Source organism: Corynebacterium yudongzhengii (assembly GCF_003065405.1).
GTDB lineage: Bacteria > Actinomycetota > Actinomycetes > Mycobacteriales > Mycobacteriaceae > Corynebacterium > Corynebacterium yudongzhengii.
Genome location: NZ_CP026947.1, coordinates 63,403 through 84,282 on the forward strand (window position 1 = coordinate 63,403; position 20,880 = coordinate 84,282).

Annotated in this window: 17 protein-coding genes and 2 pseudogenes; 7 read left to right on the forward strand and 12 right to left on the reverse strand. The window is 64.3% G+C overall.

The genetic code is table 11. From position 1 onward, the window contains the following. Window positions 1-21: 21 nt before the first annotated feature. On the forward strand, window positions 22-957 hold the full coding sequence (locus C3B44_RS00305) for a Sir2 family NAD-dependent protein deacetylase (protein WP_108430608.1): 936 nt from the start codon (window positions 22-24) through the stop codon (window positions 955-957). Here the strand turns inward: C3B44_RS00305 and C3B44_RS00310 are convergent. Next, entirely contained in the window at window positions 954-1,928 is a 975-nt protein-coding gene (locus tag C3B44_RS00310) for an esterase/lipase family protein (protein ID WP_108430609.1), read from the reverse strand. The two genes, C3B44_RS00305 and C3B44_RS00310, sit on opposite strands and share 4 nt — an antisense overlap. A gap of 39 nt (window positions 1,929-1,967) precedes the next feature. On the opposite strand from C3B44_RS00310, the gene amn reads away from it, so the two are divergent. Next, a complete protein-coding gene (gene amn, locus C3B44_RS00315) occupies window positions 1,968-3,368 on the forward strand; it encodes an AMP nucleosidase (RefSeq protein ID WP_108430610.1) in 1,401 nt (466 codons plus the stop codon). A 6-nt stretch (window positions 3,369-3,374) separates the two neighbouring features. Beyond that, window positions 3,375-4,352, forward strand: coding sequence for a helix-turn-helix transcriptional regulator (locus C3B44_RS00320; protein WP_108432495.1), 978 nt, complete (start codon window positions 3,375-3,377; stop codon window positions 4,350-4,352). Window positions 4,353-4,362: 10 nt separating this feature from the next. Here C3B44_RS00320 and C3B44_RS00325 read toward each other — a convergent pair whose 3' ends face one another. Together C3B44_RS00325 and C3B44_RS00330 are read right to left on the reverse strand one after the other, a co-directional pair. After that, entirely contained in the window at window positions 4,363-5,358 is a 996-nt protein-coding gene (locus tag C3B44_RS00325) for a maleylacetate reductase (RefSeq protein WP_108430611.1), read from the reverse strand. Between the two features lie 148 nt (window positions 5,359-5,506). Further along, a complete protein-coding gene (locus C3B44_RS00330) occupies window positions 5,507-6,325 on the reverse strand; it encodes an ATP-binding protein (protein WP_108430612.1) in 819 nt (272 codons plus the stop codon). Window positions 6,326-6,993: 668 nt separating this feature from the next. Between C3B44_RS00330 and C3B44_RS00335 the strand changes: the two are divergent. Beyond that, window positions 6,994-9,492: pseudogene (locus C3B44_RS00335) on the forward strand (FAD-binding and (Fe-S)-binding domain-containing protein). Here the strand turns inward: C3B44_RS00335 and C3B44_RS00340 are convergent. From C3B44_RS00340 to C3B44_RS00355, 4 genes and pseudogenes are all read right to left on the reverse strand, one after another. Continuing rightward, window positions 9,489-10,835, reverse strand: a complete 1,347-nt coding sequence (locus tag C3B44_RS00340; protein ID WP_108430613.1) for an MFS transporter — start codon at window positions 10,833-10,835, stop codon at window positions 9,489-9,491. The pseudogene C3B44_RS00335 and the gene C3B44_RS00340 sit on opposite strands and share 4 nt — an antisense overlap. A gap of 46 nt (window positions 10,836-10,881) precedes the next feature. Beyond that, window positions 10,882-12,210, reverse strand: a pseudogene (locus C3B44_RS00345) (peptide MFS transporter); the annotation flags it as partial. Between the two features lie 28 nt (window positions 12,211-12,238). Beyond that, window positions 12,239-12,724: a transposase gene (locus tag C3B44_RS00350; protein ID WP_108430615.1), complete on the reverse strand. Its 486-nt coding sequence runs from the start codon at window positions 12,722-12,724 to the stop codon at window positions 12,239-12,241. A 105-nt stretch (window positions 12,725-12,829) separates the two neighbouring features. After that, a complete protein-coding gene (locus tag C3B44_RS00355) occupies window positions 12,830-13,069 on the reverse strand; it encodes a transposase (RefSeq protein WP_108430616.1) in 240 nt (79 codons plus the stop codon). 77 nt (window positions 13,070-13,146) lie between these two features. Between C3B44_RS00355 and C3B44_RS00360 the strand changes: the two genes are divergently transcribed. The 3 genes from C3B44_RS00360 (at window position 13,147) to C3B44_RS00370 (ending at window position 16,101) form a co-directional block, all read left to right on the forward strand. Further along, window positions 13,147-14,091: a CE1 family esterase gene (locus C3B44_RS00360; protein WP_108430617.1), complete on the forward strand. Its 945-nt coding sequence runs from the start codon at window positions 13,147-13,149 to the stop codon at window positions 14,089-14,091. A 393-nt stretch (window positions 14,092-14,484) separates the two neighbouring features. After that, on the forward strand, window positions 14,485-15,738 hold the full coding sequence (locus tag C3B44_RS00365) for an IS256 family transposase (protein WP_108430618.1): 1,254 nt from the start codon (window positions 14,485-14,487) through the stop codon (window positions 15,736-15,738). A gap of 54 nt (window positions 15,739-15,792) precedes the next feature. Further along, window positions 15,793-16,101 (forward strand): MFS transporter, encoded by a 309-nt coding sequence (locus C3B44_RS00370; protein WP_108430619.1) that lies wholly within the window; start codon window positions 15,793-15,795, stop codon window positions 16,099-16,101. 35 nt (window positions 16,102-16,136) lie between these two features. Here the strand turns inward: C3B44_RS00370 and C3B44_RS11710 are convergent, their stop codons facing one another. The 5 genes from C3B44_RS11710 to C3B44_RS00390 all read right to left on the reverse strand — a co-directional run bounded on the left by C3B44_RS11710 (window position 16,137) and on the right by C3B44_RS00390 (window position 20,373). Then, on the reverse strand, window positions 16,137-16,622 hold the full coding sequence (locus tag C3B44_RS11710; RefSeq protein WP_108430615.1) for a transposase: 486 nt from the start codon (window positions 16,620-16,622) through the stop codon (window positions 16,137-16,139). 54 nt (window positions 16,623-16,676) lie between these two features. Then, a complete protein-coding gene (locus tag C3B44_RS11715) occupies window positions 16,677-16,967 on the reverse strand; it encodes a transposase (protein WP_199906019.1) in 291 nt (96 codons plus the stop codon). Next, a complete protein-coding gene (locus C3B44_RS00380; protein ID WP_108430620.1) occupies window positions 16,957-17,373 on the reverse strand; it encodes an AAA family ATPase in 417 nt (138 codons plus the stop codon). Before C3B44_RS00380 ends, C3B44_RS11715 begins: the two co-directional genes overlap by 11 nt. Before the next feature lie 86 nt (window positions 17,374-17,459). Next, window positions 17,460-18,677 (reverse strand): hypothetical protein, encoded by a 1,218-nt coding sequence (locus tag C3B44_RS00385; RefSeq protein WP_108430621.1) that lies wholly within the window; start codon window positions 18,675-18,677, stop codon window positions 17,460-17,462. Window positions 18,678-18,810: 133 nt separating this feature from the next. Further along, the gene (locus tag C3B44_RS00390) at window positions 18,811-20,373 is read right to left on the reverse strand and encodes an ATP-binding cassette domain-containing protein (protein ID WP_108432496.1); all 1,563 of its coding nucleotides are present in this window, start codon (window positions 20,371-20,373) and stop codon (window positions 18,811-18,813) included. Between the last annotated feature and the right edge of the window lie 507 nt (window positions 20,374-20,880).

Genomic DNA, 20,880 nt, shown 5'->3' on the forward strand with positions numbered 1-20,880 from the left:
GCGCCACTAGACTCGGGGCGTGTGAGCTCTTTTAGTGACCCCGCCATCGCCCGCGCGCACGCCTCGGCGCTGCGGTCGATCGCGCGCGTCGTCGAGGAGAAAGCCGCGCCGACACCAGCGGATATCGCCCTCGAGCGCGTGGTGGCGCAGCTGCGGAGCGGCCCGGCGCTGGTCTTAACGGGCGCCGGCGTATCGACAGACTCCGGCATCCCCGACTACCGCGGCCCCACCGGCAAGCTCACCAAGGGCCGGCCCATGACCTACCAGGAATTCCTCCACGACCCCGCCGCCAGCCACCGCTACTGGGCGCGCAGCTTCGTCGGCTGGCGCGCCATGACCCAGGCGGCGCCGAACCGCACGCACTACGCGCTCGTCGAACTCGAACGCGCCGGCTACATCACCGGCGTGATCACCCAAAACGTCGATGGGCTGCACGAAGCCGCCGGCAGCGGCAACGTCTTGACCATCCACGGCGACATGGGACACGTCGTGTGCCTCGACTGCGGGCACCGCGAAATCCGCGCGCACTTCGACGACCGCATGGACGCCGCCAACCCCGGGTACCTATCCTCGCTGCACATCACCCGCGACATGGTCAACCCCGACGGCGACGTCGCGCTTCCCGACGCCACAGTCGCCCAATTCCGCATGCCCGGCTGCCAAGTGTGCGGCTCGGTGCGCTTAAAGCCCGACGTGGTCTACTTCGGCGAATCCGTGCCCCGGGCGCGCCGGGCGGCCGGCGAAGAAATGCTGGCTGCCGCGTCCTCGCTTGTGGTCGTGGGCTCCTCGCTGGCGGTGATGAGCGGCTACCGTTTCGTCATCGACGCGCGGCGCCAAGGCAAAGAGGTTGCCGTGATCAACGGCGGGCCCGGGCGTGGGGACCACAAGGCCACCACGCTGTGGCGCACCGGGGTCGGCGAAGCCTTCGACCAGGTGCTCGACGCGTTGGAGCTTTAGGTCGAGCGCGCCGCCGGCGCCCCAGCCGCCACGCGGCGCAGCGCGGCGAGCACCAGCCGGCGCACCTTCTGATCGAAGGGCATCTGTTCGTGCAGCACCACCGAGTGCGGCTCGAGGTCTTGCACCCAGATGTTGTGGACGCGGTGCGGGTCGTCGTCAGGCGCGGGGAGGAAGCCGCTTTCCGGCGGCTGGACCAGCGAGTCGGAGCGGGTGGCGATGCAGGTGTAGGTCACGCCGTCGTCGAGCGGGTCGTCACCGTTGAGGCGCGTGATGAACTCCGAATCCACCAGCATCTGGTGCACGACCGGGCCGACGGCCGCCTCCGCGATCTTCAGCGCGATCTCCTCGCCGCGCTCCGTGCGGATGATCGGGCTGGCGAGCCCGCCGATCGTCGTGCCCAAATGCGGCACCGCGAGCCCCACGAAGTGGTGGGTGTGCCGGGCGCCTCCTAAAAAACGCATCCAATAGCGCACGACCAGCCCGCCCTGGGAGTGGCCGAGCAGGATGAGCTTCTCGGCGCCGGTGGCCTGCAGGACCTGGGTGAGATAGGCGCCCACGAACTCCGCGGAGACCTCGATCGGGCTGGTGGCGCGTATACCGTAGGAGGGGGCGAAGACGACCCAGCCGTCGGCACGCAAGGCCGAGGTCAGCTCCTGGAAATCGCCGTTCGACTGGCCCGTGCCGTGCAATAACACCACCGGCCAGGGGCGCTCGGGGGTAGGGCGGGCAGACCAGTCATCCTCGACGGTGCCACGGGGACGCAGCTTCACGACGAGCGGCACCTCCTGATCCGCCCCAAAAGGCGAAAAATCATCGGGGCTGTCGGGGAGGTTGTCGAGCATCTCGTCGGCGAGTTCTTCCGTCATCCCGTCCGAAGGCACCGTGCGCCCCTCGAACTCCGCCGGGCTTAGCCGCCAGAACTGCCGGAGGGTGCGCACGAGATGTTCGCGCAGCTGATCACGGATGCCCATGCACTGCAGTGTACGGATTTTCCTCAGTAGGGTGGGGTCATGGAACGAGTTGACACCGCCGCCGAGGCCGTCGAGAGGCTCACCGAGCTCTACGACGCGGCCTGCGCCCAAGCCCGCGCCATCGTCAACGGCCACTCCGCCGCCAGCTACGCCGAAGTGACCTATCCGAAGCTCACCGTCGACGTGCGCGCCTGGCGGCCCGTCGATCGCACCCTCCCCTTCGGCTACGTCGACGAACCCGGCCGCTACTCCGCCGAGCTGTCCAAGCCCGCGGTCATGCGCGACTATTTGGAGCAACAGCTCGCCCAGCTGATCGAGAACTATGACTGTGACATCTACGTCGGGGCGTCTGATACCCGCATCCCGCCGGAATATATCGGGAAGGTGGGGGACGTGTCTGAGGCCCGTCGACACGCGAACGGCGAGATCCCGCGACCGACCCTCGACGAGGTGCACGACGCCATCGTCGACGGCGACTGGGACGCCTTCCACGGGGAGGAGAAACCGCTGATGCACTTCGGGCCGCAACGCTTCGACATCGCGTGCGCGCGGATCGCGCACTACACCGGCATCGACGTGGACAGCTGCCAGAAATACATCCTGTTTACCAACTACCCGATGCACACAACCGAGTTTGTGAAGTTCGGGCTGGCGCAGCTGCGCGATCCCGCGAGCCGGTACTCCTCGCTGCGCCTGCCCGTCGGGGAGGAGCTGACCAGCGAAAGCGACGCCGAGATCGAAGACTTAACCCTGGAATCGCCCTACCAGATGCCGCGCTACGACCTGTGCACCCGCGACGGCAACGGCATCACGATGATCAACATCGGCGTCGGGCCGTCGAACGCGAAAACCATCACCGACGCGCTCGCCGTGCTGCGCCCCGAGGCGTGGATCATGATCGGCCACTGCGCGGGTCTCGACGGGCGCATGCGCATCGGCGACCTCATCCTCGGCAACGCGTACCAGCGTTATGACCATATCCTGGACAATCACCTGCCGTCGAACATCCCGATCCCCGCGGTACCCGAAGTGCAGCGCGCCCTCGAGGCCGCCGTGCACGAGATCTACGGCGAGGACAAATCCCTCATGCGCACCGGCACGGTGATCTCCACCGACGACCGCAACTGGGAATGGCACACCCCGCGCAACCTGTGGGAATGGCTGCGGGGCTCGACGGCGGCGGCCGTCGACATGGAATCCTGCACGCTCGCCGGCAACGGCTACCGCTACCGCGTGCCTTATGGTTCGCTGCTGTCGGTCTCCGACCTGCCGCTGCACGCCGTGCCCAAACTGCCCGCGCAAGCGCAGGCGTTCTACCGCAACTCGAAGGAAGCGCACATGATGTGCGCGGTCAAAGCGATGGAAAAACTCGCCGAAAACCCCGAGAAACTGCGCACCAGGAAGCTGCGGCGCTCCATCGCCGAGGTGCCGTTTAGGTAGGTGGGTGTGGGCGACGAGCACACTGAGAAAACGTGGCGGAGGCTGTCGTTTTCCACCGAGGCGCTGCCGGTCGACGGCCGGATCGAGCTGTGGGAAAACCACAACTCGGAAGCGCTGCTGCCTCTCGACATACGCACGCTTGACGACGCCCCCATGACCGCCGCCCAAGCCAACCTCGTGTTGCCCTCGATGCGGGTGGCGTCGGTGAAGGGGACGTCGCAAATCGTTGAGCGCAGCGAGGCGTTCATCCGCGACAACCCGACCGGCGTGGTGGCGATCTTCTTTGCCCTCGAGGGCGAAGCGTTCTTCGTCCACAGCGACGGGATGCTCTCGCTCCGTCCCGGGCAGGCGGTGGTTTATCACGGCGATCGTCCGTTTACGCGCGGCTTTCCGACGGGCCTGCGCGAGCTCGTCCTCACCATCCCGGAGTCGTCCTTCGTGGAGCTGTTCGGGAACTTGGTGGACAAGCTTCCGTTCGTGTTCAGCTTTGGTCGGGATGCGAGCCCCAGCACGCAGAGCCTGACGGCGCTGTTGGCAGAGGCGATCGGATCCGCAGGCGAGCACCCACGAAGGCCACTAGCAGAGGCAGGCGCTCTCCAAGATCGGCTACTGGAGCTAACCCACCACGCGCTGACCGGTTCGACGGCCGGTGCGAAGACACTGGTGGCCCTAGGTAAGGACCTGATCGGCCTGCGCTACAACGACCCGAAGCTGAGCGTGGAAGAGATTGCGGCCGGCGTGGGGATCAGCGCACGCCAGTTGTCCCGGGCGTTTGCCGAGGCGGGACTGACGGTCGCCGGGTACCTGCGCTGGCGGCGGATCTCGGTGGCGCAAATGATGCTGCGCGATCCACACCGCGCCGGGCTGTCGATCGCGGAGATTGGGGCGCGTTGTGGTTTCTCGTCGGCATCCAGTTTTGCGCGTGCCTTTCGCGCGCAGGTGGGCTGCACTCCTCGGAACTGGCGAAAGATGGGCGGGAGCTAAGAATGGGCTGCTAGAGGGCGTTGTGCAGTAGCTCGGCGAGGTTGTCTTCGGTGAGTTCGGCGAGATTGTTCGGTGGTGCCGCCGACAAAATGCGCTGGCACGCTTCGGGGATGTCGTTGTGGCTAAAGCCCAGATCGGAGAGGTGCCGGGGTGCCTCGATGCGTGAGTAGAGGTCAGCGAGGCCGGCGGAGGCCGTGTCCGTCTGGAAGACTTCGGCTAGGCGCGCGACGGCAGGAGCGCCCGCGGACTCGTTGAGTGCAAGCACGTGAGGCAGCACGACGGCGTGAGTCTGCGCGTGGGGAAGGCTGAAGGTCCCGCCGAGGACGTGGCAGATCTTGTGGTGGATTCCTGAGCCGGCGGAAGAAAAACTCAGCGCGGCGAGATAACAGCCGGCCAAGAGCTGCTCTTCGGCGTGCGTTTCGTTGTCGTGGAGGAGATCGAGGCCGTCGCGAAGGAGGCGGGCGCCCTCGAGGGCGTGGGCGCGGTTGATTGGATCGGCGCGCGGGGCCCAGGGGGAGTCGATGCAGTGCGCCAACGCGTTGAGGGCGGACGCCGTGGCGAGCTCGCGGGGCAGGGTGGCGACGAGCTCTGGGTCGTAGACGACAGCTTTGGGCAAGACACGCAGGTCGGTGCCGGTATTCTTCGTACGTTTATCGGTGATCCCCCAGACTGCGGTGGCCTCGGAGCCAGCGTAGGTGGTGGGCACGGCGACAATCGGCAAGCCGGTGGTCAGCGCGACCGTTTTAGCGAGACCGACAGTGGAGCCGCCGCCGACAGAGATAATGGAATCGGCGTTGGACTCGGCAGCTAGGGAGCGGGCTTTATCGGCATGATCGCGGGGGACGTGCATGACGGCATCGTCGATAAGCGCCGCGAGAGCGAGGTCTTGGGTGATCGTTCGTGCGGCGGCGAGGCCGCGCTGGGTAGTGATGAGCAGCGGGCAGCGGGCGCTGAGGTCTGCGAGCGCGGCGGTGGTGTGTGCGCGGGCTTGGCCGGCGCCGAACAATACGCGCTGAGATGGGAGGGGTCGAAAGTGAAGCGTGTGGTCACGGGAGTATCCGGATCGGTCGTGGCGGAGGGTTTAGTTAAAAGTTTTCCAAAACGTGCGGTGGGCCACAACGGTGCTTAGGTCAGTAAGTGGGCGCGGCGCTGGGTTACTCCGGGTTGTAAAGAGAGCGATAAAGGGTGACGACGACCTCGCCGTCCGTATCTTCGACGATCGGGGCGGGAAGGCCGTGGGAGCACATGGCCTCGACCATTCGGGGAATGCCGATGCCTTGGTTGTTGGCAACGTATCGTCCTTGGCTGTTACGGACCTGGCTCAGGAGCCTCACCAGGGTTTCATTGCGGGGATCGGGACGGCCCTCGGCCAAGTTGTCGACGCTGCGGCTAGCCTTCATCCCTCCCGGGCTGCTGATCTCCACGCGGTCGGGATAGACCTTGACGCGGACCTGCTGGCTTCGGGAGTAGGTACTGTAGTCGCGGTGCAGGACAGCGTTGGTGATTGCCTCGCGCAGGGCTTCCTCAGGGATCTCCTTTTCTGCGCCTGGGCTGGCCTTGGGGCCGTGAGTGCGAAGCAGGGACAAGACATGCGTGACGGCGGAGTCGATGGCGAGGGGCATCGGGCCGTCGCAGATACGCGGGGTGCCCTCCATGGATGTGATGTCGTCTGCGACCGGATGGCTGGTCACCGTGACGAACAACAGAGGGTAGAACTTCTGCGGGTACACACCTAAGGCCAGAAGGGCTGCCATGGTGGGGCGCAGCTCACCGGAGTCATCTTCGGCCACCGCGTTGAGTCTTTCGAGAACCTCTGTCTCGTTGGCTGCTCCGCGGGTGATTGTCGAGCCTTGGTCGGTCATGTGGTCAATGACCGCGGTGATTGCCTCGTGGTCCGGGTCCTCGAGGTGGGCGTCCGTGGCAGCTTGGCGGTCGACATTGCGGTGGACATTGCGCTGGGCCGCGTCATTCATATGCCAATGATAGAGAGAAAAACGTCATGACGAACGCAATGACAGTAATGACCTTGCAATGATGTTGCACTGACGCGGCCGAGAAATAGTAATGACGACGTGGAAATTGTAATGACGCGGCCGAAAATCGTAGTGAGGCATGTAATGACAGCAATGATGTTGCAATGACGGCAGGAATGGCGTCGCGAAAAATCGCAATGATGGGGCGTTGAAGGAAGAGAGTGGCGCGGCGGGAGCATCAGATTCCCCGCAATTAGATCCACAAAGCGGGTACCACCCGCGGAAAAACAGGCAACTGGCCTCTGCACCGCGCAGGGGCCCTTTTTGTGCTTGGCCCGCCCTCGCACCCCACTATGCCGCCGCATAGTTTTTCGAAGGGCGCCCACGAGATTCAATATGCCGCTATCGCCGCAGCTCAGAGGCGAAATCAGCCCACTTTTTAGCACACATTGTGTCCCTTAACTCCACTGATCCAGCATGTCGGCAACCGCTCTACCCACCCACCGGTACGTTCGTAGGTATCCGCTAGCTACCGCAGGGGAGGAGGACCGCCGCCGATGACCACCCACCACCCACCCGCGCCACAGAAATTCCCCCTGCGCACCGACGCCACCACCCGCGCGGCGTACACCTCGGATGCGTCGATCTTCCGCCGCTGACCTAAAGCCGTGCTGGAGCCGCGCAGCGTCAACGACATCCAGCGCGGCATCGCGCTGGCTCACCGCAACGGCTGGTCGATCATCAGCCGCGGCGGCGGGACGTCCGTGGCGGGCAACGCGATTGGCGAGGGCCTGGTCATCGACACCTCGCGGTATTTCAACCGCATCCTCGCCATCGACCCGGAAGAGCGCACCGCGGAGGTCGAACCCGGCGTGATCTGCGACGATCTTCGCAAAGCCGCCGCCGACTATGGCCTGACCTACGGCCCGGACCCGTCGACGCATTCGCGTTGCACGGTGGGCGGGATGGTCGGCAACAACGCCTGCGGCTCCCACTCCGTCGCATGGGGCACCGCCGCCGATGACCTCGTCGCCGTCACGCTCATGCGTGCCGACGGCCACGAGGTCACCCTCAACCCCCACGGCTGCACGGACCCAGACATCGAGGCCCAGCTCCGCCAGCTTTATGACGACAACCGCGAACTCATCACCGCCGAACTCGGACGCTTCCCGCGCCAGGTCTCCGGCTACGGCCTCCACTACCTCGCCGGCAACATGGCGCACGCGATCGCGGGCTCGGAGGGCACGCTCGGCATCATCACCCGCCTCACCGTGAAGCTCGTGCCCCGGCCGACGAAAAAGGGCCTGGTCGTCCTCGCGTATGACTCGGTGATCGACGCCGCCGCCGACGCCACCAACCTGCGCATCGATCAGGTCACCACCATCGAAGGCATGGGCGGCGATCTTCTCGATGCCCTGCGCACCCGCCCCGGCCGCGAGAACACCACCTTGCCGGGTGATAATGCCGGGGGCTGGCTCTACTGCGAGGTCGTGGGGGAGACGGAGGGGGAGCTGGCAGGCGTCGCCAAGCAAGTGACCAACGCCGCCACCGCGCGCCATGCCGTCACCGTCACCGATGCCCGCGAGATGGCGCGGTTGTGGGAGATCCGCGAGTCGGCGGCCGGCACCGTCACCCGGCTTCCCGACGGCTCCGAAGCCTGGTCCAACTGGGAAGACTCCGCCGTCCCGCCCGAGAACCTGGCCGCCTACCTGCGGGAACTCTACGCGCTCATGGAGCGCCACGGCCTGCGCGGCATCCCCTTCGGCCACTTCGGTGAGAGCTGCATCCACGTGCGCATCAGCTTCGATTTCTAGAGCGACGAAGGTATCGAAACCTTCCGGCGGTTTATGGGGGAGGCAGGAAGGCTCGTCGAACCCGACGCGCTCACCGACGGCCTGCGCATGACCCCGCAGCAACGCCAACTCGAGCTCACCGAGATCCACACTTACCCCGCCGATCAAGGCGGCCTGCTCGGCGGCATCAACCGCTGCGTCGGCGTCGGCGCCTGCCGCAGCCTGGACGGGGCGATGTGCCCGTCGTTCCAGATCACCCGCGACGAGGTCCACAGCATCCGCGGCCGCGCCCGCGTGTTAGCGGAGCTCATGCGCGGCGAGACCGTCGACACCTCGGACGCCATCGACGCCCTCGATCTGTGCCTGAGCTGCAAGGCCTGCGCCGACGAGTGCCCCGTGTCCGTCGACATGGCCACCTACAAAGCCGAAATCTACCGCCACCACTACCGGCGCCGCCTGCGCCCGCGCGCCCACCTCACGCTCGGGTGGCTGCCGCTGGCCGCGCACCTCGCGCATAAGATCCCCGGGTTGGGCTCGCTTATCGACGCCGCCTTCCGCACCCCCGCCGTGAGCTCCATGGTGCGGCGTCTCGGCGGGCTGGTGAAGCGCCCGCTCATTCGCTTCGCCCCAGCGCCGCTGACCCGTGGTGTCGCGCGGAATGACGGGCGCAAGCGCGTGGTGTTGTGGCCCGATACGTTTAATAACCACCTGGATACCGCACCGGAGCGCGCGGCGATCGAGGTGCTGGAGTTGCTGGGCTACGAGGTGGTGATGCCCGAGGGTTTCGTGTGCTGCGGGCTGACCTGGCATTCGACCGGCCAGCTCAAAACGGCGCGGCGGGTCATTGAGCACACGGCGAAGAAGATGCGTCCTTATCTCGACGAGGGCCTGCCCGTGCTTGGGTTGGAGCCCAGCTGCACGGTGATGCTGGCGCGCGAGATGACCGCGTTGAGCCCTCATGAGGACGTGAGGCGCCTTTCCGAGGCCACCGTGTCGTGGGCGACGTTCGTGGCGCCGCATCTCGGCTCGCTGAAGGTGCCGGCGGCTGCTCGGCAGGCGCTAACCCAGGTGCACTGCCATGAGCAGGCGCTGGGTGATCCGAGTGGGGCCCGCGCGATCCTGGAGGCGCTCGGGATTGAGGGCGAGGAGATCGGCACGGGCTGCTGCGGCCTGGCGGGCAACTGGGGTTTCGAGAAGGGGCATGCCGAGATGTCCTTCGAACTCGGCGAGCGGGAGCTGTTCCCGCGGGTGCGGGCTGCCAGTGGCGAGGTGATTGCCGACGGCTTTTCGTGTCGCACCCAGATCGAGCAGGGGACGGGTAGGCGCGCTCGGCACCTGGCCGAGGTGGTCCGCGACGTGCTGCGCGGGGTTTAATCCACCCGCTTGACGTCCCGGTGCTGGGCGAGCGACGGCGCGAGGAGCGCGGGAACGACGATCACAACGGCGAAGCCGATGAACATCGAGATCGGCGTGAGGCCCGCTTCCAGCAGCCAGCCGACCAGGGCCGGGGCGATCACGGAGCCGATACGTCCCACGCCCATCGCCGTGCCCACGCCGGTGGAGCGCATGTCCGCCGGATACGAACGCGGGGCCAGGGTGTAGAGGCCGGCCATGCAGCCGTTGATGAACGCGCCGAGGATGAGGCCCGTCGTCAAGGCGATGCCCACCCAGGAGGTGGTCGAGGCGAAAGTGACCATGAGCCCGGCGGTGATGAGCCCGAAGACGGCCATGACGCGCCGGGGATCCCAGCGCGCGGAGCAGAGCCCGTAGAAGACGTTGCCGACGATGCCACCCGCCATGATGGTCATGCCGCCATAGATGCCCTGCTCGGCGGTCAGGCCGATCTCGGTCATCAGCCGCGGCGTCCAGGAGGAGACGAAGTAGAAGCAGGACAAAACGAGGAAGTAGACCACCCAGAGCTTGAGCGTCCTGCCGCGATACTCCGGGGTGAACAGGCGCTTATAGGTGTTGGCGGAGTTTCCTTTATCCAGGTTGACCGGCGGGAGCTGGATCTGGCCGGTGATGCCTAGGCGGCGGGCGATGGCCTCCGTCTTGGGAAGCGCCTTGGCATCGCCCTTGTGGTGGTGGATGGCCAGGGTGTCGATCGACTCCGGCATGATGAAGATCACCGCGACGACCGCGGCCAAGGTGATGAAGCCACCCAGCAGGAAGACGCCCTGCCAGCTGTAATTGGCGATCACCGGCACCGCGACCAACCCGCCGATGGTCGCGCCGATAGGAAAGCCGGAGGAGTAAATTGCGAGCGCGAGCGCGCGATACTTGACGTTGGCGAACTCCGAGACCAGCACGATGCCCGTGGTCAGAGTGCCGCCGATGGCGATGCCGGTGAGCACGCGCCAGGTCAAAAGCTCCGCGATGCTGCTGGAGGTGGCGGTCAGTAGCATGAAGACGAGGTTCGCTAAGAGCGCGACGAGCAGAACCGGCCGGCGGCCGAAGCGATCGGCGAAAGGCCCGATCGTCGCGGTGCCGATCATCATGCCCACCAGCCCGGCACTGAGCGCGAGACCGAGCTGGCTGGCGTTCAAACCGAGGTCGGCCTCGACGGCGGTGGAGGTAAAAGCCATCGCCTGGACGTCGTAGCCCTCGGTCATCATGAGGATCGTCGCCATGACGACAATCAACCACTGCGACAGGGTCATCGGCCGGTGGTCGATGGCCTGCTTGAGATCAACCGGGTTCTTTTCTTTAGCAGTCACGTATATATAGATCGCTCTTTATGAGTGGAGTGTTTCAGGGCGTGCCCTACCGCACATCGACGAACTTGCGTAGCACCCAGCCCTTGATCGCGATGATGGCGATGCCCAACACGATGGCGGCGATGCCAACGACCGTGAAGAAGGTGCGCTCGGCGGAAGGATCGCTCGGGTCGTAGAGCGAGCCGAGCGAGCCCGACAGCGCGGTGCCCATGGACAGGGTGAGCAGCCACATCGCCATGGTGCGGGAGCTGAACGCTTCGGGGGCGACCTTCGTCGCCAAGGAGTTGCCCACCGGGGAGACCATGAGCTCACCCATGGTGAACAGGAAGAGGATCCAAATGACCACCCAGATCGGCGTTCCGTTTTCTCCTGAGGTGGCGTACGGCAGGAAGAAGAACAGCGAGACGCCGATGGTGATCGCGCCGATACCGAACTTTACCGGCGACGAGGGCTGCTTCGGGCCGAGCTTCGACCACATGAGTGCGAAGAGGGTGGAGAACAAGATGATGAACACCGGGTTGAAGGAGGTCACCTGACCCGGGTCCAGCTCCCAGAACAGGAAGTTTCGGTCCAAGCGCTGGTCGGCGTAGACGGCCAAGACCGTGAACTGGGACTGGAAGATGGCGAAGAAGCCGACGGAGACCAGCAGCATCGGGATGTAGCCGATGAGGCGCGACTTCTCCTTCGGCGAGGTCAGCGGCGAGGAGAACATCTGCCACAGCAGCACGATGACCATGACCAATGCGATGAGCGCGATCACGGTGGACAGCGACGCCAAGGGGACGATGCCGGTGGTGATGAGCACGACGGCCACGACGGTGATCGCCACTGCTACGAGAGCCCACGGAAGGTAGCGCGAGCGCGGCAGCGGGTTGGGGACCTCGCGGCCGTGCTCGCCGATGGTCGACTTACGCATGAGGGCGTACTGGATCAGGCCGATTGCCATGCCGACGGCCGCGGCACCGAAGCCGATGTGGAAGTTGTAGCGGAAGCCCAGGAAGTTCGTGACCAGCGGGCCGAAGAAGCTACCGATGTTCACGGCCAGGTAGAACAGGGAGAAGCCGGCGTCGCGACGCGTGTCCTCCTTGGAGTACAAATCACCGAGCACGACCTGGGCGCACGTTTTCACGCCGCCCGAACCTAGGCCGACGAAGACTAAGCCGAGCGCCAGGCCGAGGAAGCCCGGGATGACCGCCAGCAGCACGTGGCCGAGCATGACCAGGATCGCGGAGTAAAACAGCGTGCGCTCCGAGCCGAGCAGGCGATCGGCGACCAGCGAGGCGACGAGCGTCGTCATGTAGACGAAGCCGCCGTAGGCGCCGACGATGGACAGGGCGGTCGCCTCGTTCATTCCTAGGGCGTGTCTGACAATTTCTTCAGCTAGGTCATGACGGCGATAGTCATCACGCCGGCCCGGTAGACAACCGCGAGCTTGTCGTACCGGGTTGCCACACCCCGCCACTGCTTGAGGTTGCCGAAAACCGTTCCACCACGTTGCAGCCCTTGTAGGACTGCGCATCGAACGTCGGTAGACGCCCACCCATCGAGCCTTTCCGCTTCCGGGCGGCGATCACGTCCTTTTTCTCCGGGATCGTCGCCGTGATCTTGTGCTCGCGCAGATACCTGTGCACAGCCTTCGATGCATACGCCCTATCCGCGCGCAGTTCATCGGGCCGGGTGCGCGGTCGGCCCACCGTCCCGGGCATCCGCAGGCGTTTCAACAACGGGATCAGCACCGGGCAGTCACCGCGGTGGCCCGCAGTGACGATCATGGTCAGGGGCATGCCGTGGCCGTCGACCAGGGCGTGGACCTTGGTAGACAGACCACCCCGTGATCGGCCGACCGCGTGATCAGGCGGCTCGGCCAGCGGGTTGTTGTAATTCGACAAAGCCCCCTGTGACCCGCGTGATGTTCGTGGCGTGCTGATGGGCCCGGGCGATCGTCAAAGTCCACCGACACCGACCAGTCGATCAGGTCTTCCGTATCGGCCTGTCTAAGAAGTCGCTGAAAGATCACGTCCCAGGTGTCCGTCCTTGGCCATCCGGTTGTGCCAGGTGTAGACCGTCTGCCAGGACCCGAAGCAGGCGGGCAGGTCACACCGCGCGATCCCTGCCCGAAGGCAGTAGAGGATGGCCTCGAGCATCTGCCGGGGATCGGAGAACGGTCGGCCTTTTCTCCCCGTGCGACGGGGCAGAAGCTCTTCGACCATCTCCCACTGGGCATCACTCAACATGTGAAAACGCGACACGGGAGCCAGGGTCCCATGCCACGCTTCCCTCAATTGTCAGACACGCCCTAGACTTAGCGGGTATGAAGAAATCATTGAAGACTGCCCTTGTCGGCAGTGTCGTTGCGGGAGCCGTGTTGGCTGCCCCGATGGCCAGCGCCCAGTCCTTGTCCTCGTCTTCCTGGATGCCGAAGATACCCTCCGTTGAGCAGGTTCTCGACCAGATCAACTTTGAACCCTACGTTCCACCGTCCTCGTCGGTGCCGTCGTTGCCTGGCACCACAGTGGTCAACACCGAGCAGGTCTGGTTGGGTGATCGAAGCTACCGTATCTCGCTGCCGGATAACTACTCCGCAGATCGTGAGTACCCGGTTGTGCTGGGTTTTGCCGGATGGAAAGAACCGACCACCCAATTCGGAGACATCTCGCGTCTGCACGAGGCTTTCGGGTCCGAGGCGATCGTCGTCTATGTTGACGCCGTGGACGGAGCTTGGGCGGGTGCGCCGTATGCGGTGACCGATTCTGCCGCCGATGTCGGCTTTGTCCGTGAGGTGGTGGCCGATGTGGCCGCGAAACATGGCCGTGAGGCCGCGCAGATGGAGGTGTACGCGGTCGGATTTTCCAATGGCGGCGGCTTCTCCTCGCACTTAGCGTGCGTGGCGCCTGACCTGGTTGATAGCGTGGTCTCAGTGGGGGCGGCGCATTATCTACCGACGCTGGATAATTGCGCTGCCGGTGCGGTGCCGGTGACCTTGATCCACGGAACCAATGACGGAGTCATCAACTATCAGGGTGGTAACCGCCACGGCGCAGACTACTACTCCGCCGACAACGCACTCGGGGTGCTCGGTGCGAAAAATAACTGCGACATGAGCAATGTCGGAGAGCACCGCGAAGGTAATGTTGTGATCCGCACGCCGGCTGACTGCGATGTGCCGACCTCGCTGCACCGGGTCGAGGGTGGCGAGCACACCTGGTACATGACCCCGGGAACAACCAATGTCGTCGTGGATGCTGTGCTGAACTAATAAGTTCGTTGCGGCAGACGCCTTCGAAAAAAGAAACACCACCCGCATATGATGCACCGTTTACGGTGATGCGGGTGGTGTTTGCGTTGGGGATTGCGGCGGGACAGTAATCTCGGCTAACACTGGCTGAGTGGATTTATCGTCACGCGAGGTGCCAGCGCGATGATTAGTGCAGCAATCCCGATGAGTGTTGCGAGAATGACCGCGATGACAAAAGCGTTCGGACGCTCATCCGCCTTCGTCTAAAGAGGTTTCATGGAGTAATGCCCCTTAAGGTGGTGTAACTCGGTGGCCGAGATCGTCTGCAGATTCGTGTTGTGCACGGATGTAGAGCGGCCACCGTGTGATCCTTCGAGTCAACCTCTTACCGAATCCTCGAATGGAGTCATCACGATGACCGCACCTCATATTGTCGACCCTGCCGGCCTTCTTGGCCAAGCCCTCGCCGAGGCGTCGCCGGATCTGATGCGCGAGCTGCTGCAGACCATGATCAACGCCTTGCTGTCCGCCGATGCCGACGCCGTCTGCGGGGCGGAGTGGAACGCCCGCTCTGCCGAGCGCACCAACTACCGAAACGGCTACCGCCACCGCCCGCTCGATACGCGGGTTGGCACCGTCGACGTGGCGGTGCCCAAGCTGCGGTCGGGGTCCTACTTTCCCGAGTGGCTGCTCGAGCGCCGCAAGCGTGCTGAGTCCGCGCTGATCACCGTCGTGGCGGATTGCTATCTGGCCGGAGTGTCCACCCGCCGCATGGACAAGCTGGTCAAGACCCTGGGCATTGACTCACTGTCGAAGTCGCAGGTCTCCCGCATGGCCGCCGACCTGGATGAGCAGGTCGCCGCGTTCCGGCACCGGCGCCTGGATGAGGCAGGGCCGTTGACTTTCGTCACCGCCGATGCGTTGACGATCAAGGTTCGGGAAAACAAGCAGGTCGTCAAGGCCTCGGTGCTGCTGGCCACCGGGGTCAACGGCGACGGGCACCGCGAGGTGCTGGGCATGCAAGTGGCGACCAGTGAGACCAAGGCCTCGTGGAACACCTTCTTCGCCGACCTGGTCGCCCGCGGCCTGGGCGGCATGCGGCTGGTGACCTCTGATGCGCACGCCGGCCTCGTGGATGCGATCTCGGCGAATCTGCCCGGAGCCGCCTGGCAGCGCTGCCGCACCCACTACGCGGCGAACCTCATGGCGGTGTGCCCGAAGTCCATGTGGCCGGCCGTGAAGGCCATGCTGCACAGCGTCTATGACCAGCCCACCGCAGACGCCGTCAACGCCCAGTTCGACCGACTATTGGACTACACCGAGCACCGGCTGCCCGAGGTCGCCGACCACCTCGGTGACGCTCGAGAGGACCTGCTCGCCTTCACCACGTTCCCCGACGACGTGTGGCGGAAGATCTGGTCCAACAACCCCACCGAGCGGCTCAACCGCGAGATCCGCCGCCGCACCGACGTTGTAGGGATCTTCTCCAACCGGGATGCCATCGTCCGCCTCATCGGCGCCGTCCTGGCCGAGCAGACCGACGAATGGGCCGAAGGACGTCGCTGCCTCGGCCTCGAAGTCCTGAGCCGATGCCGACTCGCCCTGACCACCGACACCAGCTCGCAGACGGAGGTGAACACCGACCCACTGATGCAACTACCCGCCTGAGCACCAACGAAGGATCAAAAACCAGTTACACCACTACCAGGGGCTTGACCTTTCATGGCTTCACCGACCCCTGAGAAAGAACGCACTTTCTCTCAATCCATCATGCTTGCCGCCACGCTGGCCGCGTTCCTGGCAACGTTTAACGAAACTTTTTTGAATGTCGGTTTCACGCCGATCGGCCGCAGTTTCGACGTCGAAATAGTGACGGTCCAGTGGCTGGCGACGGCCTATATGCTCGGCGCCGCCGTCATGACGCCCACAGCCGGTTTCTTCATCACCCGCTTCGGCACTAAACCGTTGTTCCTCACCACCACTGGTCTCCTGGTTGTAGGTGGCGTGGTCACGGCACTAGGGCGTGTCTGACAATTTCTTCGGCTAGGTCATGACGGCGATAGTCATCACGCCGGCCCGGTAGACAACCGCGAGCTTGTCGTACCGGGTTGCCACACCCCGCCACTGCTTGAGGTTGCCGAAAACCGTTCCACCACGTTGCAGCCCTTGTAGGACTGCGCATCGAACGTCGGTAGACGCCCACCCATCGAGCCTTTCCGCTTCCGGGCGGCGATCACGTCCTTTTTCTCCGGGATCGTCGCCGTGATCTTGTGCTCGCGCAGATACCTGTGCACAGCCTTCGATGCATACGCCCTATCCGCGCGCAGTTCATCGGGCCGGGTGCGCGGTCGGCCCACCGTCCCGGGCATCCGCAGGCGTTTCAACAACGGGATCAGCACCGGGCAGTCACCGCGGTGGCCCGCAGTGACGATCATGGTCAGGGGCATGCCGTGGCCGTCGACCAGGGCGTGGACCTTGGTAGACAGACCACCCCGTGATCGGCCGACCGCGTGATCAGGCGGCTCGGCCAGCGGGTTGTTGTAATTCGACAAAGCCCCCTGTGACCCGCGTGATGTTCGTGGCGTGCTGATGGGCCCGGGTGATCGTCAAAGTCCACCGACACCGACCAGTCGATCAGGTCTTCCGTATCGGCCTGTGTAGGAAGTCGCTGAAGGATCACGTCCGAGGTGTCCGTCCTTGGCCATCCGGTTGTGCCAGGTGTAGACCGTCTGCCAGGACCCGAAGCAGGCGGGCAGGTCACGCCGCGCGATCCCTGCCCGAAGGCGGTAGAGGATGGCCTCGAGCATCTGCCGGGGATCGGAGAACGGTCGGCCTTTTCTCCCCGTGCGACGGGGCAGAAGCTCTTCGACCATCTCCCACTGGGCATCACTCAACATGTGAAAACGCGACACGGGAGCCAGGGTCCCATGCCACGCTTCCCTCAATTGTCAGACACGCCCTAGGTGTCGACGAGCCCGTCAGCACGAACTGCCCGCGCTGGCCCCGGTGGTCCACTTCGAAGCGCACCGCGTCCCAGATTTCGGGGGCTTCGTGCCATTCGTCTATAAGTCGCGGGGTTTCGCCGCTCAACACGAGGGACGGGTCGAGCAAAGCTTGACGACGATGCTGGAACCCACCCGCCGGATCCCCCAGATAGACGGCACTGTGGCACTGCACCGCAGAGGTCCACGTTTTGCCACACCACTTCGCGCCCTCGATGGCGACCGCGCCATAGGTGCGGAGTGCCCGCTGCACCTGGGCATCGATGATGCGTGGCTTGTACCGCGCCGGATCGACGAACACGCGCCCCCCTGAAGAATTTGGTCAACTCATTTTACCAAATTTGGTAAAGTCACTTAACCAAATTTCGTGATCGGGCCCAGGCGGGGCTACAGGCCCTGCTCGTCGAGGGCCTGCATCAACTTGGGGCGATTGCTGTACTTCTGCCGAAGGCCGGCGACAAACTTATCGATGACCTCGAGAGCTTCCGGTGCCTCTGCCTTGCGAGCGCGCTTGATCAACTTCACAAACCCGCGCGCTGCCGGCCGGTAGCGTTTGCTCTCTGCCTTGACGAGGCGATCGGCGATACGATCCAAAAACACCTGGGTGGCGATGGCCGGCTCGGTGGGAAAGAGCCGCTCGGCAAGCACTTCGCGCATGTCTTGCTCACCATTGAGGTGGGCGTCGACGTAGCGCAACGTCGCCAAGTCATCGTCGCGGTGCTCGATCCGGAAGAGCGCGCACTCACGAGGGTGCTGGGCGAGCACTTGCTCCATTTCTGCGCGCGCTGCGTCCTTCTCCGAATCCTCCACCAACTCCAGGTACTGCGAGGCCGTGCGGGCGGTTGGTAGCAAGGTGACGACGTTGAACGTCTCCTCGCGCAGGCGTTCCGGCTGATGTTCGGCGACCAGCGTGAGGTAGTACTGAGCACAATCGTCCTGCTGCCACGGGGAGCCACCGTGGGTGTAGCCGTCATGAGCGATCTCGATGGCACGGTCGTACTCACCGATTTCCGCGAGCACACGGGCGGCATCTTCATACCAGGCGGGAACCTTCCTATCCCTGAGGTGGGTGACGAGGATAGCTTCCGGATCACGGTCGAGGACAGCGAAGCGCTGGGAAAAGTAGACTCGTCGGGAATTGTCCTCCGCCTCGGGGCCGGTGAAGTGCTCGCGGATCTTCTCCAAGCCATTCTTCCCGAGCGATTCTTGGTACTGCACCGGGTCAAGCTCAAAGAAGTAGCCACCGGGGCCATCATGGAATTTGATGAACCAGTCCTTCAGCTTCGCGCCTTTCATCCGGCCGTGGGGCGCCAACTGCGGGTGCAGAGCCAGAAGACCCCGTACGGCGTCGCCGATGATGCCGGCGGAATCGTCCGCCCGCGCGAGGACGCGCACTGCGCTGTTCAGGGCTCGGTGGGCGACATCGAAAACTTCCTCCGCAGGGTAGGGAGGGTGGGGCTTGCTGATCTGTGCAGCCGCCTCCTCGAGGATGTCGAGCCCCTCGAGCATGCGCCTACCCTGTTCATTTGACCGTCCGTACTCCCACAGATCACGCTCTTTGGTCCGGATCAGGGGAAGGACTTGATCTGCGAGTGATTCGGGCATTGTTCCCTACTCCTTGGGTCATTGATACCCAACTACATAACAGATAAGGTGAGTGCGAAAGCCCTGCGGCATGCGTGTCGTGGGGAAGTGAATCCCGGGAGATCCCGCCGGACAGCGGGGCCCGGGATTCGCGCTATCTGGCCAAAGCATCTAAGTGCAACCGCTTTCCCTCCCAGTGCTCGATCAACCAGCGGTCGTGGCTAGCGATGACGAGGCTACCTTCCCACTGCTTCAGCGCCGTCTCCAGTGCTTCGATGGTAGCCAGGTCCAGGTAGTTGGTGGGCTCGTCGATTACCAGAAGATGCGGCTGAGTGTGCAGCGCCACCGCGAATTGCGCCCGGCGTTGGTTGCCCGCCGACAGTTTCGGGATCGGCCTGGCCCACATCGAGGGGTGGAGCAGCCCGCGGCCGGCCTCGCCAATACCGTCCTCCCAGACGTCCTCGGGGAAATCTCCTGGCTCCGGCATCCGCTGCGGCACTAGTGCTACGTGGTCCTCGGTGGTGAGGGAGCCGTCGGCACCCGCGGGCGGGGTGCCGGTAGCGATCCAGCTCAGCAGGGTGGACTTTCCGGAGCCGTTGTCCCCGGTTACCAAGAGGTGCTCGCCCGCGCCGAGATCGAAGGTCACCGGCTGCAGGCGCTGCGCCACGCGGGCTTTGCGGGCGCTGAGCGACAGGCTGAAGCTCGACTGTGCCGCCTGGGTGGGAAACTCCAGGTGGTAATAGCGGGGCTTGCGCACCTCGTGGGCGGCGAGGTCGGCGAGCTTGCGCTCGTCATCACGATTGCGACGCGCCGCCGTCCCCGCCGCTCGCTGCAACAGCATGAACTTCTCGCGCTTGTCCTGCACCTTGGCCAGGCGCGATCCGCCGGCCGCGATGGACTTCGTCGCTTCGCGGTGGTCATGCAGCGACTGCTTAAGCTCCTGCTGCTGGGCATGCAGCTCTTCGTGACTAGCCATCGCGTGGGTACGTTCGAGCAGGTAGTCGGAGTAATTACCGTCGCAGCGATGGACGCCGGGCGGACCGTCTTCGCCAGCAGCAGTCGCGAGCGCCTGCCACGGGGCGAGCTCTAGGTCGTAGATGACGTTGGCGGCGGCCTCGATGAAGGCGCGGTCGTGGCTTGCCATCAACACCGGGCCCGGCCAGGAGCGCAAGGTAGTGACGAGAAAATCGACGGCGGCGGTGTCGAGGTGGTTGGTGGGTTCGTCGAAAAGCAAAAGATGCGGGCGAAGCAGAAGCGTCACCGCCAGCTGCAGGCGGGCGCGCTGGCCGGGTGAGAGCGTGGCCAGCGGGCGTGTGTGCGGCATGCTCAATCCCAGGCCGGCCAGGGTTTTCTCCCTGCGCGTCGGCAGCGACCAGACGTCTCGGGCGATCATCTCGTCGAGGACCTGCTCGTAATCCTCGCCGGTGGTGAGGCGATCTTCGAGAACCGTCAGCGAATGCAGGGAAGCGTCGAGGTACTCCTGGACGGTGCCGTCGAAGCTTTCGACGGGCAGGACCTGCGCCGAGTCGGGAGCGTGAATCGCACCGGCCTCTGGGAGCAACTGGCCGGCCGCCAACTGCAAAAGGGTGGTCTTGCCGCTGCCGTTCGGGCCGACGAGCACCGCGCGTTCGCCGGGGTGGATCCGCAGGCTGAGATCGCTGATCACGCGACGATCGGCATAAGAAAAGGAAATGTGATCAAAAATAAGCGCAGTCATGCGCATACCTCCGTAGCAGAAGAGAAGAGTCAATCGTGCTGTCTGCTCGGCATCCTGGCGGCCGAGTGGAGGTTAGTTGATCATGCAGGATAAGTTAGCGTACCCGTGCTCGCGGACACAAGAGCGTAGGGCAGGGATCGCTTAGAGATCGCTCAAGGATCGGCGCCTAAACAACTCTCAAACAACTCGAAACAACTTCCGGGGGTTTTGTGTGATGGGCGCATGGCTTTCGCCCCGCAGGTCCGCGATGCTCTCCAGATGGGCTCTGTTTCTTCACCTAGCTCAGTAGATCAAGGCGGCGATCCAGCAATACTTCTTTTCGGGCTGATCGCCAAAATGTGAGAAACACTCCTAAGAACACTCCGCGGGCGAAATCTCGCGGGGCCGCACAGCGTGGAATCAGGCGTATCGCCGTAGTCTCTGTGTGCCCGAGAAGAAGAATTCCCTCTGTATTACTGACACAGGAAACGTCGAACTACAGGGTTCTCTTTATTAGAGAGGCTTCGG